This is a genomic window from Corallococcus sicarius (assembly GCF_003611735.1).
GTDB classification, from domain to species: domain Bacteria; phylum Myxococcota; class Myxococcia; order Myxococcales; family Myxococcaceae; genus Corallococcus; species Corallococcus sicarius.
In genome coordinates, this window is record NZ_RAWG01000243.1 from 1 (window position 1) to 14,894 (window position 14,894).

At 70.9% G+C, this 14,894-nt stretch carries 16 protein-coding genes; 12 read left to right on the forward strand and 4 right to left on the reverse strand.

Annotated elements, in window-relative coordinates; translation table 11 throughout:
* Positions 1 to 1,693 (forward strand): phosphomethylpyrimidine synthase ThiC (gene thiC / locus D7X12_RS29600; RefSeq protein ID WP_120628608.1); only part of this gene is annotated, 1,693 nt, incomplete at its 5' end.
* A 132-nt stretch (positions 1,694 to 1,825) separates the two neighbouring features.
* Positions 1,826 to 2,230 carry a DUF4870 domain-containing protein gene (locus D7X12_RS29605; protein WP_120628609.1) on the forward strand — a complete coding sequence of 135 codons (405 nt, stop codon included), beginning with the start codon at positions 1,826 to 1,828 and terminating at the stop codon, positions 2,228 to 2,230.
* A gap of 3 nt (positions 2,231 to 2,233) precedes the next feature.
* Here the strand turns inward: D7X12_RS29605 and moaA are convergent, their stop codons facing one another.
* The 3 genes from moaA to thiO form a co-directional block, all read right to left on the reverse strand.
* Positions 2,234 to 3,238, reverse strand: a complete 1,005-nt coding sequence (moaA, locus tag D7X12_RS29610) for a GTP 3',8-cyclase MoaA (protein ID WP_120628622.1) — start codon at positions 3,236 to 3,238, stop codon at positions 2,234 to 2,236.
* Positions 3,239 to 3,302: 64 nt separating this feature from the next.
* Positions 3,303 to 4,547, reverse strand: a complete 1,245-nt coding sequence (locus tag D7X12_RS29615; RefSeq protein WP_120628610.1) for an HD-GYP domain-containing protein — start codon at positions 4,545 to 4,547, stop codon at positions 3,303 to 3,305.
* 123 nt (positions 4,548 to 4,670) lie between these two features.
* Complete coding sequence (gene thiO / locus D7X12_RS29620; protein WP_120628611.1) at positions 4,671 to 5,786, reverse strand: glycine oxidase ThiO; 1,116 nt, start codon at positions 5,784 to 5,786, stop codon at positions 4,671 to 4,673.
* 284 nt (positions 5,787 to 6,070) lie between these two features.
* Between thiO and hisG the strand changes: the two genes are divergently transcribed.
* From hisG to D7X12_RS29670, 10 genes are all read left to right on the forward strand, one after another.
* The gene (gene hisG, locus D7X12_RS29625; RefSeq protein WP_120628612.1) at positions 6,071 to 6,928 is read left to right on the forward strand and encodes an ATP phosphoribosyltransferase; all 858 of its coding nucleotides are present in this window, start codon (positions 6,071 to 6,073) and stop codon (positions 6,926 to 6,928) included.
* Positions 6,925 to 8,229, forward strand: a complete 1,305-nt coding sequence (hisD, locus tag D7X12_RS29630) for a histidinol dehydrogenase (RefSeq protein ID WP_120628613.1) — start codon at positions 6,925 to 6,927, stop codon at positions 8,227 to 8,229. Before hisG ends, hisD begins: the two co-directional genes overlap by 4 nt.
* Entirely contained in the window at positions 8,226 to 9,263 is a 1,038-nt protein-coding gene (locus D7X12_RS29635) for a pyridoxal phosphate-dependent aminotransferase (RefSeq protein WP_120628614.1), read from the forward strand. The genes hisD and D7X12_RS29635 overlap by 4 nt, the downstream gene beginning before the upstream one ends.
* Positions 9,263 to 9,856, forward strand: coding sequence for an imidazole glycerol phosphate synthase subunit HisH (hisH, locus tag D7X12_RS29640; protein ID WP_120628615.1), 594 nt, complete (start codon positions 9,263 to 9,265; stop codon positions 9,854 to 9,856). Before D7X12_RS29635 ends, hisH begins: the two co-directional genes overlap by 1 nt.
* Positions 9,853 to 10,569 carry a 1-(5-phosphoribosyl)-5-[(5-phosphoribosylamino)methylideneamino]imidazole-4-carboxamide isomerase gene (locus D7X12_RS29645; RefSeq protein WP_120628616.1) on the forward strand — a complete coding sequence of 239 codons (717 nt, stop codon included), beginning with the start codon at positions 9,853 to 9,855 and terminating at the stop codon, positions 10,567 to 10,569. Before hisH ends, D7X12_RS29645 begins: the two co-directional genes overlap by 4 nt.
* Positions 10,566 to 11,117: an imidazoleglycerol-phosphate dehydratase gene (locus D7X12_RS29650; RefSeq protein ID WP_120628617.1), complete on the forward strand. Its 552-nt coding sequence runs from the start codon at positions 10,566 to 10,568 to the stop codon at positions 11,115 to 11,117. Before D7X12_RS29645 ends, D7X12_RS29650 begins: the two co-directional genes overlap by 4 nt.
* Positions 11,117 to 11,878 (forward strand): imidazole glycerol phosphate synthase subunit HisF, encoded by a 762-nt coding sequence (hisF, locus tag D7X12_RS29655; protein ID WP_120628618.1) that lies wholly within the window; start codon positions 11,117 to 11,119, stop codon positions 11,876 to 11,878. The genes D7X12_RS29650 and hisF overlap by 1 nt, the downstream gene beginning before the upstream one ends.
* Positions 11,875 to 12,657, forward strand: a complete 783-nt coding sequence (hisN, locus tag D7X12_RS29660; RefSeq protein ID WP_120628619.1) for a histidinol-phosphatase — start codon at positions 11,875 to 11,877, stop codon at positions 12,655 to 12,657. The genes hisF and hisN overlap by 4 nt, the downstream gene beginning before the upstream one ends.
* A complete protein-coding gene (gene hisIE / locus D7X12_RS29665) occupies positions 12,654 to 13,271 on the forward strand; it encodes a bifunctional phosphoribosyl-AMP cyclohydrolase/phosphoribosyl-ATP diphosphatase HisIE (RefSeq protein ID WP_120628620.1) in 618 nt (205 codons plus the stop codon). Before hisN ends, hisIE begins: the two co-directional genes overlap by 4 nt.
* A gap of 231 nt (positions 13,272 to 13,502) precedes the next feature.
* The gene (locus D7X12_RS29670) at positions 13,503 to 13,946 is read left to right on the forward strand and encodes a DofB protein (protein ID WP_120537998.1); all 444 of its coding nucleotides are present in this window, start codon (positions 13,503 to 13,505) and stop codon (positions 13,944 to 13,946) included.
* Between the two features lie 57 nt (positions 13,947 to 14,003).
* On the opposite strand, the gene D7X12_RS29675 is transcribed toward D7X12_RS29670, so the two are convergent.
* Entirely contained in the window at positions 14,004 to 14,783 is a 780-nt protein-coding gene (locus D7X12_RS29675) for a hypothetical protein (protein WP_120628621.1), read from the reverse strand.
* Positions 14,784 to 14,894 lie beyond the last annotated feature (111 nt).

Consider the following 14,894-nt stretch of genomic DNA (forward strand, 5'->3'; position numbering starts at 1 on the left):
AGACAGCAACCCCCCCGTCCACGTCTACGACTCCAGCGGCCCCTACACCGACCCCGCCGCGGACATCGACCTGCGCCGGGGCCTGCCTGCCCTGCGTGAGCACTGGATCAACGCGCGAGCGGACACCCAGGAACTCGCCGGCATCACCTCCGAGTACGGCCGCGCCCGTGAGGCCGACCCGCGCCTCGCCGGCCTGCGCTTCAGCCACCTCCGCAAGCCCCGCGTCGCGAAGGCCGGCAGCAACGTCAGCCAGATGCACTACGCCCGCAAGGGCATCATCACGCCGGAGATGGAATACGTCGCCGTGCGCGAGAACCAGAAGTTGGACGCTTCACTCGCCGCCCAGCACCCCGGCCACTCCTTCGGCGCCGCCATCCCGCGAGTCATCACCCCGGAGTTCGTGCGCGATGAGATCGCCCGGGGCCGCGCCATCATCCCCGCCAACGTCAACCACCCGGAGCTGGAGCCGATGATCATCGGCCGCAACTTCCTGGTGAAGATCAACGCCAACATCGGCAACTCCGCCGTCACGTCCTCCATCGAGGAGGAGGTGGAGAAGATGGTCTGGTCCATCCGCTGGGGCGCGGACACCGTCATGGACCTGTCCACCGGCCGCAACATCCACGAGACGCGCGAGTGGATCCTCCGCAACGCGCCCGTGCCCATCGGCACCGTGCCCATCTACCAGGCCCTGGAGAAGGTCAACGGCAAGGCGGAGGAGCTCACCTGGGACATCTTCCGCGACACCCTCATCGAGCAGGCCGAGCAGGGCGTGGACTACTTCACCATCCACGCCGGCGTGCGGCTCAAGTACGTCCCGCTCACCGCGAAGCGCCTCACCGGCATCGTCAGCCGGGGCGGCTCCATCCTCGCCAAGTGGTGCCTCGCCCACCACCAGGAGAACTTCCTCTACACGCACTTCGAGGAGATCTGCGAAATCATGAAGGCGTACGACGTCAGCTTCAGCCTGGGTGACGGCCTGCGCCCCGGCTCCATCGCCGACGCCAACGACGCCGCGCAGTTCGGCGAGCTGGAGACGCTGGGCGAGCTCACGAAGGTGGCCTGGAAGCACGACGTGCAGGTGATGATCGAAGGCCCCGGTCACGTCCCCATGCACCTCATCCAGGAGAACATGACGAAGCAGCTCGCCGTGTGCCACGAGGCGCCGTTCTACACGTTGGGGCCCCTCACCACGGACATCGCGCCGGGCTACGATCACTTCACCAGCGGCATTGGCGCGGCGATGATCGGCTGGTTCGGCACGGCGATGCTCTGCTACGTGACGCCCAAGGAGCACCTGGGCCTGCCCAACCGGGATGACGTGAAGGAAGGCGTCATCACGTACAAGATCGCCGCCCACGCCGCGGACCTCGCCAAGGGCCACCCGGGCGCCCAGGCCCGCGACAACGCCCTGTCCAAGGCGCGCTTCGAGTTCCGGTGGGAGGATCAGTTCAACCTCTCGCTCGACCCCGAGCGCGCCCGCGCCTTCCACGACGAGACGCTCCCGGCCGAAGGCGCGAAGGTCGCCCACTTCTGCTCCATGTGCGGCCCGCACTTCTGCTCCATGAAGATCACCCAGGACGTGCGCGACTACGCCGACAAGGTCGGCGTCGACGAGGTCCAGGCCCTGGAAGCGGGGATGAAGGAGAAGAGCGAGGAATTCAAGAAGGCGGGCAGCGAGCTGTACCGCTGAACCCTCCAGGCGGACGGGGGCTCCTCACGGGGTCCCCTGTCCGCTGGATGACAGGCACCGACGCGGCGTGCCATGTTGCGAGCCTTCCGGGCGCCATCCATCGCGCCCCACACAGATTCAGGAGGGCGTTTCATGGACCCAGGACAGCGCGAGGATCAGCAGTTCGGCCAGTTCATCACCGGCTCGCCGACGGCGACGACGGATGAGAAGACGATGGGGATGTTGGCCCACCTGGGCTCCATCGCCGGCATCGTGGTGGGCGCGGGCTTCCTGGGCTGGGCGGTGCCGCTGTTCCTGATGCTGACCAAGGGCAAGGAGTCGTCCTTCGTCCGCGCTCACGCGGTGGAGTCGCTCAACTTCCAGATCACCACCTTCATCGCGATGGCCATCTCCGCCGTCCTGATGTGCGCGGTGATCGGCTTCGTGCTGGCGCCCCTGGTGGCGATCGGGTCCATCATCTTCACGGTCATCGCCGGCCTGAAGGCCAACGACGGCGAGCTCTACCGCTACCCCGTGAACCTGCGGCTGGTGAAGTAGTCCTCAGCCGCCAATGCCCATCATGGGCAGGAGCGTGGCGCCGTTTCCGGCCTCCGTGAAACGGTGCCCCTCCGGCTTGTCCCCCAGTGCGCGGCGCACGGCCATGGCCAGCTCCGCGTCGGTGGCGCCGCCCCGGATGAGCTGGTGCAACGGCGCCTGCGCCCGGCCGCCCAGGCAGCTGCGCAGGTCCCCGTTGGACGCCACCCGCACCCGGTTGCACCCGCCACAGAAGTTCTGCGTCAGCGGGGAGATGAACCCCACGCGCCCGGTCTCCGTCCGCCAGTAGCGCGCCGGCCCGGACGTGGGCGACGCGGCGTCCTCCTGCGGCTCCTCGGTGAGCTCAATCCCCGTGGCCTTCAGGCCCTCCAGCAGCTCCGCGGTGGGCACCGGCGTGCCCTGACCGAAGGGCATCAGTTCGATGAAGCGCGGGGTGATGCCGCGCGCGTGCGCGAAGGCCACCAGCGCGGGCACCTCCGCGTCGTTGAGGCCGCGCATCACCACGACGTTGAGCTTCAGCGACTGGAAGCCCGCGCCCGCCGCCGCGTCGATGCCGCGCATCAGCGCGTCGAAGTCACCCTGCTTGGAGATGCGCCGGAACGTCTCCGGGGACAGCGTGTCCAGGCTCAGGTTGAGCTGGGTGACGCCTGCGTCGCGCAGCGGGACGGCCAGTGACTCCAGGCGGCTGGCGTTGGTGGTGATGGCCAGGTGCTCCACGCCCGGCACCGAGGCGAGCCTGCGAGCGATCTCCTGGATGTCCGGCCGGATGAGGGGCTCGCCGCCGGTGAGGCGCACGCGGCGGATGCCCATGCGCGCGAACACGGAGACGATGCGCTCGAACTCACCCGCGTCCAGCAGGTCCTTCTTGCCGCCCCAGGACGCCGGGGAGCAGTAGGTGCAGCGGAAGTTGCAGCGGTCCGTGATGCTCAGCCGCAGATACGTCATGCACCGCCCCTGCGCGTCGAGCAGCGGAGGGGCGAGCGGATTGGGAGCGGGCAGGGGGGCGGTCATCACGGGGCCTTCCGCGTTCATAACAACCCGCCTGGGGGAAACCCATCGCTCCCCGTCGGGCCGTTCAGCCCTCGGTGCCCGAGGCGGAGCGGATGGCGACGGGCGGCGTCGCCAGCGCCGTGGTCGTGGCCGCGCTGGAGGGGCCGACCGGGGTGTGATCCGATTCGTCATCCAGGTCGGTGAGGCGCGCCAGCTCCGTCTCGGCCTCCGCGGCGTCGGCGGCGGCCTGCATCGGGTTGAGCTTCTTCTCCGCCATCTCCTTCTTGATGCGGATCAGCCCCTCCTCGCCGATGTCCAGGAACGCCTTCACCACGTCCGGATCAAACTGGGTGTTGGCGCAGCGTTTGATCTCCTGGATGGCGTTGGCGAACGTCGTGCCCTTGCGGTACGGCCGGTCGCTCGTCATCGCGTCCAGCGTGTCCGCCACCGCGAAGATGCGCGCGCCGATGGGGATCTCGTTGCGCTGCAGGTTGCGCGGATAGCCCGCACCGTCGAAGCGCTCCTGGTGCGACAGGACGATGTCCGCCGGGGTGGAGAGGAAGGGGATGTTCTGGATCATCTGGAAGCCGATCTCCGGATGACGCCGCATCTCCAGCCACTCGTCGGGGGTGAGCTTGCCGGGCTTGAGCAGCACGGCATCCGGCACGCCAATCTTGCCGATGTCGTGCAGGAGCGCGCCGCGGCCGATCTCCTCCATCTGCTTGCCGTGGATGCTCATGCGGCTGGCGATGGCGGACGTGTAGCTGACCACTCGCTGGGAGTGGTCGCTCGTCTCGTGCTCGCGCGCGTCCAGGGCCGCCACCAGCGCCAGCAGCGTGTTCTGGTACGTGTTGGCGATGTTGTGCAGCGCGCTGCGAAGCTCGGCGGTGCGGTCGCGCACCTTGCCCTCGAGCTTCTTCTGGTAGCGCTTGCGCGCCATCTCGATGCGGCGCTTGGCGAGCGCGCGCTCGATGGCCCGGATGAGGTCGGTGAGCTTGGGTGGCTTGAGCAGGTAGTCCACCGCGCCCCGGCGCAGACAGTCCACCGCGGACTCGGTGTCGCCGTAGCCGGTGAGCATGATGACGGACGTGTCCGGCAGGCGCTCGCGCAGGTTCTCCAGCAGCCACAACCCGTCGCGGCCCGGCATCTTCATGTCGCTGATGACGAGCGGCGTCTCTTCTTCACCCGCGACGTCGAGCGCCATCTCGGCACCATTCGCGACGACGCAGTTGTAGCCCTCCTCACGGAGGAGCACGGAGATCACGTCGCGGACGGAGTCATCGTCGTCGACGATCAGGATTCGGGGCGGGGCGGGGTGGATGGCTTCCACGGCGGAAGATTCTAGAGGTTTCCGGGTCTTAAAGGCGAACGAGTGCGAGAAATTACCACCCGCCTCGCCTCCTTGCCGCCCAGGGCAGGGGTCAGGCCCTGGGATCCTTGGTGCAATGCGCCGTCAGCCCCGCGCCATCGCCCCCCGGTCATAGCGGAAGGGCGTCAGGTCCACGGATGGCTTCTCGCCCAGCACCGCCTGGGCCACCAGCTTCGCGGTGATGGGGGTGAGCAGGATGCCATTGCGGAAGTGGCCGGTGGCCAGGAACAGGCCCGGCACCGGCCCTGCGCCAATGTAGGGCAGCGCATCCTGGGTCCATGGCCGGAAGCCGGCCCAGGTCTCCATGACGGGCGCGCTTCCCAGCTCCGGACACAGCTGGAGCGCCATGTCGAGGATCCGCGCCAGCCCCGCCGCCGTCACCTGCTTGTCGTAGCCCACGTGCTCCATGGTGCTGCCGGCGATGACGCGCCCGTCCGCGCGCGGCACCAGGTAGCCCTTCGCGGACGTCACGATGCGCTCCAGGAGCGGCAGCCGCGTCTGGAGTTGCACCATCTGGCCGCGCGCCGGACGCACCGCCTGCGCGGCCACGCCCGAGCCCTGGACCAGGGAGGACCAGGAGCCCGCCGCCAGCACGACGGCGTCCGCGCGCAGCACCTCGCCGTCCAGGTCCACGCCCACCGCGCGGCCCTGCTCGTGCACGATGCCGCGCACGTAACCGCTGCGGAACGTGGCCCCCACGCGCGCGGCGGCCATGGTCAGGGCGCGCACGAGCAGCCGGTTGTCCACCTGATGATCATCCGGGAAGTGCGCGGCGCCCACGGCCTCCGGGGACAGCCGGGGCTCCAGCTCGCGCGCGCCCTTGCCGTCGAGCAGCACCGCGCGCAGGCCCATGCCGTGCTGCCAGCCCACGGTGGACTCCACGTGGTGGTGATCCGCTTCGTCGAACGCGACGCGCAACAGGCCACAGGGCCGGTAGGCGATGTCCACGCCGGACAGCTCGCGCAGCTCGGTGGCGAACTGGCCGTAGAGGGCGCGGCTTCGCAGGCACAGCTCGAAGAAGGGGCCCGGGCCTTCGGACTCCCACTGCGGCGCGAGGATGCCCGCGGCGGCGCTGGAGGCCTCGGCGCCCGGAATGGAGCGCTCGAGCACCGTCACGCGGGCGCCCGCCTGCCTGAGCCGCAGGGCGATGCCGCAGCCCATCACACCGCCGCCCACCACCAGGACGTCAGAGGTTCCCATGGGGCGCTTGTGCTCAAGCAGGGTCGGGTTTGCAAGCTTGAAGAGGGGGGTGGCTTGACTCGGAGGCCTTGCATCGTTAACCCTTGGGGCGTGCGTTCCATCTCCGTGCATCACCACCATGCGCATCATCGGCCGGCCCAAGACGGGACCGTTCGCCGCGCGCATGCCTGGGTGACGCACTAGAAGCGCACCTCCTCCGGCAGATGCCGCAGTGAATCGAAGGCCCGTCCCCCCAGGACGGGCCTTTTTTCGTTTCAGCCCCCGTGAGTCCCCAGAGCCCACCCATGTTGAAGATTGCCCTGCCCAACAAAGGTCGTCTGTCCGAGGAAGTGCGAGAGCTGTTCAACGACGCGGGCCTGGAGGTCCGCGGCCGGGGCGAGCGCGCCCTCACCGCGTCGCTGGGCGGCGAGTTCGAGGCCATCTTCGTCCGGGCCCAGGACATCCCGGAGTTCGTCGCGGACGGCGCGGCGCAGGCGGGTGTCACCGGGTGGGATCTGGTCAACGAGGCGGGCCGCGAGCTCGAGTCGTTGATGGACCTGGAGTTCGGCAGGTGCCGGCTGGTGGTGGCCGCGCGCGAGGACAGCGGCATCACCCGCGCGGAGGACGTGAAGGACGGGATGCGGGTGGCGTCCTGCTTCCCCCGGCTGACGCAGGCCTGGTTCCAGCAGCGCGGGCAGCGGGTGACGGTGGTGCCGGTGAGCGGCGCGGCGGAGATCGCCCCGCACCTGGGCATCGCGGACATCGTCGTGGATCTCACCTCCACGGGCTCCACGCTGAAGATGAACGGCCTGCGTGAGGTGTCCACGGTGCTGGAGTCCAGCGCCCGGCTGGTGGCGTACCCCGGCAATGGCGTGGAGGCGCGGCGCTCGCTGGAGGAGCTGACGCAGGCGCTGGGTTCGGTGCTGGCGGCGCGAGGCCGGCGCTACCTGATGGCCAACGTGCCGAAGACGTCCCTGGAGCAGGTGCGCGAGGTGCTGCCCGGCCTCAACGGCCCCACGGTGGTGGACGTGATGGACGGGGGCAACTTCGTCGCGGTGCACGCCGTCGTCCCGTCCCGCAGCATCTACCGCACCGTCAACGCGCTGAAGGCGCTGGGCGGCCAGGGCATCCTCGTCACGCGCATCGAGAGGTTGATGGCATGAGCGCGCCCGTCCTCAAGTACCAGGGCGCGCTGTCCGCCCTGACGCCCGAAGCGCTGCGCCGGTTGTTGGATCGCAGCCCGGGTGACGCCGATGCCCAGGTGGCCACCCGCGTCCGGGCACTCATCGCCCGCGTGCGCGCGGAAGGGGACAGAGCCCTCTTCGACTTCGCGCGCCAGTTCGACCGCGTGGAGCTGAAGGCGCTGGAGGTGCCCCGCTCGATGTGGGACGCGGCGCTGGAGTCCCTCTCCTCTGACGTGCGCGATGCGCTGATCCGGGCCGCGCGCAACATCGCCCGGGCGCATGCGGCGCAGCGGCCCACGGCGACGGAGGTGGAGACGGAGCCCGGCGTCGTGGTGGGCCGGCGGCCGGATCCGCTGGGCCGCGTGGGTGTGTACGCGCCCGGAGGCCGGGCGGTGTACCCGAGCAGCGTGCTGATGGGCGTGGTCCCCGCGAAGGTGGCGGGCGTGGGGGAGATCATCGTCTGCTCCCCGCCGGGCCCTGACGGTCTGCCGAGCGCGGGCGTGCTCGCGGCGGCGGCGCTGGCGGGTGCGGACCGGGTCTTCGCGCTGGGTGGGGCGGGCGCGGTGGCGGCGCTGGCCTACGGGACACAGAGCGTGCCCCGGGTGGATCGCATCGTTGGACCGGGCAACGCGTACGTGGCGGCGGCCAAGCTCCAGGTGGTGGACGCGGTCGCCATCGACGCGCCAGCGGGCCCGAGTGAAATCCTCGTGGTCGCCGACGCGAGCGCCCGTCCGGATGCCGTGGCGCGCGAGCTGCTCGCCCAGGCGGAGCATGATCCGGACGCGTGCTGCGTGGCGCTGGTGCTGGGCGCCTCGCTGGCCCAGGCGGTGAAGGACGCGGTGGAGCAGCAGGCCCGGTCCGCGCGGCGGGGCGACATCGTCCTGTCGGCGCTGGGGAGCCGGGGCGCGGTGCTGCGGATCGACTCATTGGACGAAGCGTGGCCCTTCGTCGCGGACTTCGCGCCGGAGCACCTGCTGCTCGCGACCGCCACGGCTTCGGAGGACCTGTCGCGGGTGTGCAACGCGGGCACGGTGTTCGTGGGGCAGCGCGCGTCGGTGGCCTTCGGCGACTATCTGACGGGCGCCAACCACGTGTTGCCCACCGCGGGCCTCGCGCGGGCGTACTCGGGGCTGAGCGTGCTGGACTTCTACCGCTGGACCACGTGGCAGCGCGTGACGCCGGAAGCCGCGGCGGCGATGGCGGACGACGTGGGGACGCTGGCGGACAGCGAGGGGCTCTTCGCCCACGCGGACGCGGCGCGGGCCTGGAGGCTGCCATGATTCCGTTCCGCGACACATACCGGGACATCCCGCTGTACTCGCCCGCGAAGAAGCCGTGCCGGGTGGACCTGAGCGACAACACCAACCTCTTCGGTCCCCCTCCGTCGGCGGAGCGCGTGCTGCGCGAGGAGGGACTCCAGCGCCTCTCGCGCTACCCCGCGAGCTATGCGCCGGACCTGAAGCGCGCCGTGGCCGCGTACGCGGGCGTCGCGGTGGAGAATGTGACGACAGGTTGCGGCTCGGACGACGTCATCGACTGCGCGCTGCGGGCCTTCCTGGAGCCGGGCGATGCAGTGGCCTACCCGGATCCGACCTTCGTGATGGTGCCCCTGTTCGCCCGGCTGAGCGCCCTGCCACCGGTGCCGGTGCCGTTGAAGGCGGACCACGACGTGGACGTGGACGGGCTGCTCGCGACGGGCGCGAAGCTCATCTACGTCTGCACGCCCAACAACCCCACCGGCACGGTGGCCTCGCGCGCGGCGCTGGAGCGACTGGTGGACCGCGCGCCGGGAGTGGTGCTCATCGACCAGGCCTACGTGGAGTTCGCCAAGGGTGGGGACTTCATGGACCTGGCGCGCACGCGGCCCAACGTGCTCGTGACGCGGACCATGTCCAAGGCGTTCGGCCTCGCCGGGATGCGCGTGGGCTGGGGGGTGGGAGCCCCCGAGCTGGTGGCGGAGGTGGAGAAGGCCCGCGGGCCCTACAAGCACACGGCGCTGGGTGAGGCCGTGGCCATCGCCGCGCTCACCGACGACGTGCCGTGGATGGAGGCCTGCGTGGCGGAGGCGGTGGAGAACCGCGAGCGGCTGCGCGGCGGCCTTAAGGCCCTGGGGCTGGAGCCGCTGCCCTCGGAGGGAAACTTCCTCCTCGTCCCCGTGCCGGAGGCGCGGCGGGTGGGCGAGGCCATGCGGGAGCGCAACGTGAACGTGCGGGTGTTCGAGAGACTCCCCGGAGTGGGGGACGCGCTGCGCATCGGCTGCGGTCCCTGGCCCCTGATGGCATCGGCGCTGAAGGCGCTCAAGGAGGTGCTGTGATGCGAGTGACCCTGTTCGACTACGGCGCGGGCAACCTGCACTCGCTGGCGAAGGCGCTGACCACCGCGCCGGACGTGGAGGTGCGAGTGCAGGAGGATCCGCTGCGGGCGCTCGACACCGACGTCCTCGTGCTGCCCGGCGTGGGCGCGTTCGGTTCGGCGTCGGCGCGGCTGGCTCCTGGACGCGAGGCGATGCGCCGGGCACTGGACGCGGGCCTGCCGTGCCTGGGCATCTGCCTGGGCATGCAGCTGCTCTTCGAGGGCAGCGATGAGGGCGCGGGCGAGGGCCTGGGCTACTTCCAGGGGCAGGTGACCCGGCTGGCGGCGCGGCACGTGCCGCAGATTGGCTGGAACGACGTGGAAGAGGACGCGGCGCTGCAGTCCGCGAAGCTGGCCTCCGTGTACTACGCGCATAGTTATGTCTGCCGCGCGGTGGAGCCGCGAGAGGTGGTGGGCTGGACGACCCACGAGAGCGACCGGTTCCCCGCGTCGGTGCGGCGCGGGAAGGTGCTGGGCGTGCAGTTCCACCCGGAGAAGTCCTCCCGCGCGGGTGTGCGCTTCCTCCAGGCGTTCCTGAAGGAGGTGGCCCCGTGATCGCCATTCCGGCCATCGACCTGCGGGAAGGCGCGTGCGTGCAGCTGGTGGGAGGCTCCTATGACGCGGAGCGCGTGCGGGTGGAGGATCCGCTGGATGCGCTGAAGCAGTGGCTGGCGCTGGGCTTCCGCACGTTCCACGTCGTGGACCTGGACGCCGCGCTGGGCAAGGGCTCCAACGCGGGCATCGTGGAGCGCCTCGTGTCTCACGCCCCGGGCCTCACCTTCACGGTGGGCGGGGGCGTGCGTGACGTCGCCCGGGTGGAGGCGGTGCTCGCGGGCGGTGCGTCGTCGGTCGTCGTGGGCACGCGGGCCATCGAGGACCTCGCGTGGCTGCGCGAAGTGGCGGAGCGCTTCCCGGGGAGGGTGGTGGTGGCCGCGGACGTGAAGGGGCGCGAGGTGGTGACGCGCGGGTGGACGTCCGGCAGCGCGCGGGACATCCGCGACGTGCTGGCCGCGCTGGAGCCGTTGCCGCTGGGCGGGATGCTCGTCACGGCGGTGCACAAGGAGGGACAGCTGGAGGGCGTGGACCTGCCCCTGATGGCGGAGGTCGCGCGCACGAGCCGGCACCGGCTCTACGCGTCCGGCGGCGTGACGACGCTGGAGGACCTGCGTGAGCTGGCGAAGGTGGGCGCGCACGGGGCGGTGGTGGGCATGGCGCTGTACACGGGACGTCTGGACGCGCGCGCGGTCGCGCAGGAGTTCGCGGAATGAGCACGGGCACGAGCACCAGGGTCGTCCGGGAAACGAAGGAGACGAAGGTCCAGGTGGAGCTGTCGCGCGGCCCGGGCGCGGCGAAGGTGGACACAGGGCTGAAGTTCTTCGACCACATGCTCGCCACGTTCGCGCGCTACGCGGGCCTGGAGCTGACGCTGCACGCGCGGGGCGACCTGCGCCACCACCTGATGGAGGACGTGGCCATCACCCTGGGCACCGCGGTGCAGCGCGTGGTGCCCGCCACGGCGGCGCGCTACGGCGAGCGCACCGTGCCCATGGACGACGCGCTGGTGCAGGCGTGCCTGGACGCGGGCGGGCGCTTCTACTACCGGGGCCCGCTGAAGAACCGGCTGTATGAGCACTGGATGCGCTCGTTCTGCGAACACTCGCGCATCACGCTGCACCTGCGCGTGCTGCGAGGCCGGGACAGCCACCACCTCACCGAGGCGGCCTTCAAGGCGCTGGGGCTCGCGCTGCGCGACGCCATGGTGGACTCGGGTGTCGTGTTCAGCATGAAGGGCAGCGTCACCCTGGAGGTGGAGTGATGCTCAGCCGACGGCTCATCGTGTGCCTGGATGTGAAGGGCGGACGCGTGGTGAAGGGCGTGCAGTTCGAGGGCCTGCGTGACGTGGGAGACCCCGTGGCGCTGGCGCTGCGCTACGAGGAGGAGGGCGCGGACGAGGTGACGTTCCTGGACATCTCCGCGAGCGCGGAGGAGCGCGAGACGCTCTGGGACCTGGTCCAGCGCACGGCGGAGCGCCTGTTCATCCCGCTCACCGTGGGCGGAGGCGTGCGCACGGTGGATGATGTTGGCCGGGCGCTCCGGGCTGGCGCGGACAAGGTGAGCATCAACTCCGCCGCGGTCGCCACGCCCGAGCTGCTCACCGGCTGCGCGGAGCGCTTCGGCGCCCAGTGCGTGGTGGCGAGCATCGACGCGAAGCGGGAAGGGGACCGCTACCGCGTCTACACGCACGGAGGCCGCCGTCCCACCGACCTGGACGCGGTCGCCTGGGCGAAGGAGTGCGTGCGACGCGGCGCGGGCGAGGTGCTGCTCACCAGCATCGACCGCGACGGCGCGCGCACCGGCTATGACCTGGAGCTGACGCGCGCGGTGGCGGACGCGGTGGACGTGCCCGTCATCGCCTCCGGGGGCGCGGGCCGCGCCGAGCACGTGCGAGACGCCCTGACGCAGGGGGGAGCGGATGCCGCGCTCGTGGCGGGGATCCTCCACGACGGCCTCACCACCGTCGGCGCCCTCAAGACGCTGCTGCGCGACAGCGGCCTTCCCATCCGGAGCACGACATGACCGCGGAACCTCGCGATTTGATGCAGGCCGCCGCCGACGTGGCGCGCAAGGCCGGAGACGTGGCGCTGGACTTCTTCCGCAGCGGCATCGCCGTGGACACCAAGAGTGACGGGACGCCGGTGACGGTGGCGGACCGTACCGCCGAGTGGACCGCCCGCCAGTGGCTGGAGGAGCGCTTCCCCGAGGACGGCATCCTGGGAGAGGAGTTCGGTGAGACGCGTCCGGGCGCGAAGCGTCGGTGGATCCTCGACCCCATCGACGGCACGAAGACGTTCATCCGGGGCGTCCCGTTGTGGGGCACGCTGGTGGCGGTGGCGGAAGGGGAGCGCATCCTCGCGGGCGCGGCGTACTTCCCGGCCGTGAACGAGATGCTCGTCGCCTCCCCGGGCCTGGGCTGCTTCTGGAACGACTCCGCCACGCGCGTGTCCCCGCAGGACACGCTGTCGCAGGCGGTGGTGCTGATCACCGACGAGCGTTTTCTCCAGGCCCCCCAGCGGGGCGCGGCGTGGCGGGAGCTGTCCCGGCAGGCGGCGATCTCCCGCACCTGGGGGGACTGCTACGGCTACCTGCTCGTCGCCACCGGGCGCGCGGAGGCCATGGTGGATGAAGCCCTGTCCCCGTGGGACGCGGCGGCGCTGCAACCCATCATCGAGGAGGCCGGCGGCGTGTTCACCGACTGGAAGGGCGTGCGCACGGCGTTCGGCGGCGACGGCATCGCCACCAACGCGGCGCTGGCGGCGCGCGTGCGCGAAGTGCTGGGAGCGGGAGGCAGGTCATGAAGCTGGACGTGGCGGCGTTGAACTTCGACAAGGGCCAGGGCCTGGTGACGGTGGTGACGCAGGATGCGAGCACCGGCGACGTCCTGATGGTGGCGCACGCGGACCGCGAGGCGCTGGAGCGCACGCTCGCCACCGGGGAGATGCACTACCGCTCCCGCACGCGCGGCCTCTGGCACAAGGGCGCCACCAGCGGGAACACGCAGAAGGTCGTCTCCCTGAGCGCAGACTGCGACGGAGACGCGGTGCTCGCCCGCGTGCGGAAGGCCGGCCCCGCGTGTCACACCGGCGATGAGACATGCTTCGGCGAGGGGCGCTGGGATGCGCTCGCGCACCTGGACGCGACGCTCGCGGAGCGCGTGGCGACACCTCCCGCGGAGGGCGAGAAGCCCGGCTACACGCGCCGCCTGCTGGGCGATCGCAACCTGCGCCTGAAGAAGCTGGGCGAGGAGGCCGCGGAGCTGGTGACGGCCTGCGCTGACTCGGATCCCCACCGGGCAGCCGAGGAAGCGGCTGATCTGCTGTACCACCTGCTCGTCGCCATCCGTCCGCTGGGCCTCACGTTGGATGACGTGAAGGGCGTGCTCGCGGCCCGCGCGCGATCTCCGCCGCGCTGAAAAAAACCCGGATCATCGGGAAAAACCGGGCGTGTCGGCTGCGACCCAGGCGGAGTTATCCAGCTGTACTGCAGCCTCACAGCGTGGCTGGCACACAAGCGCCCCAAAGGTGCAGGAGTGTGTCCGCTACTCTTCAACCGTCCTTGCGATCCTGGTACAGAATCCGCCTTGCGGCGCGGGCCGCGCCTAACGAGGCGCCCCAGTCTCAGCGTTCGCTTCACCGGAGGATTCGTGACTTCCACGTACCAATCCGAACTCATCGACCGCGTGTTCTTCTCGCGTTGGCACAACCCGCCGACGAAGGACGACGTCGCGGCCATCATGGCGCAGATGGAGGAGGCGACCCAGCGGCTGGGGACGAACGTGCTGTACATCGCCTCCATCAGCCCGAAGGCCAAGGTTCCGGACGCGACCGAGCGTGCGCACCTGAACCAGATGGTGGCCGAGGGCCGCCGGTTCTGTGAGCAGTCCTGGCTGGTGTACGAAGGCACGGACCTGCAGCACAACCTCCAGCGAGTCATCATCTCGGGCGTGCTCATCCTCACGCGCACGTTCGACAACTACCTGTCGGTCGCGAAGTCGGCGGACGCCATCGTGAAGGACGTCTCCACCGCCCTGAAGCGGGACGCGTCCGGCATCTTCAAGACGGCGCGCGAGCGCGGCCTCATCGCCTGAGTTCCACGCGAGCGACGTCGGGCCCCCGCTCCGACGCCGCGTGATTCCTGGCGCCCGCTACCGGGCGCCGATGATCTCCAGCTCCTTCAACTCCACGCCCGGCCGCTCCGGCACGACGCTCACCGCGTCCACGTCGAGCAGCGGAACGGCGGGCTTGCAGATCTCCCACGCGCCCGTGCCGCGGAAGCGGCAGACGGTGGGATCGACGTGGAAGGCCGTGCCCTGGCTGTCCTTGCGTCCCACGCCGTCTGGCGCGCGGATGATGGCGCGCAGCGTGCCCGGCCCCGTGGCGCGCACCTGGAACGACGCCACCTGCTTCAGCCCCGGCGCGTAGCCCAGGCGCAGCGCCCCCGCCGACTCCAGCGGCAGCGTCACCCCCGACAGCGCGTCCTGGTCGAACGCGCGGAACGCGTCGCCCGCGTGCTGATCCGGCTCGATGGGCGCCGTCTCCACGGTGCCGCCGGTGAACAGCGTCGCGAGCCAGGGGGCCCGCGCGCCCTGCTGCACGGCGGCCGCGTTCAGCACCGCCAGGGGCAACTGCTCCGTCTTCACGCACGTAGGCGCCAGTGCCTGCGTCAGCGCCAGCAGGGTCGGCTCCACGTCCGGCCCGGACACGGCCGCAGGCCCCAGGGCCGAGCGCACGAGCTCCTGGCAGGCCGTGCCCAGGGCCGCCCCCGCATGCTCCAGGCTCCAGCGCGCTTCCTGGACGTCCAGCGGCTCCCGGCGCGCGGCCTGCCGCAGCGACCGCGTCACCGCCTGGGCGCAGGGGTTGTCCCCGGGTGCGCAGCGCTCGCACAGGGTGGCGAGCAGCGCGCGGGGGGGCGCGTCCCCGTCCATGAGCGGCGCGCGGGAGGCCAGCGCCGCGCCCCGTGCGCAGGCGGCGGCCGGAGGGGTGGGGCAGTCCCCGAGCCTGTCTCTTTATACACATCTCCGAGCCCACGCGACCGG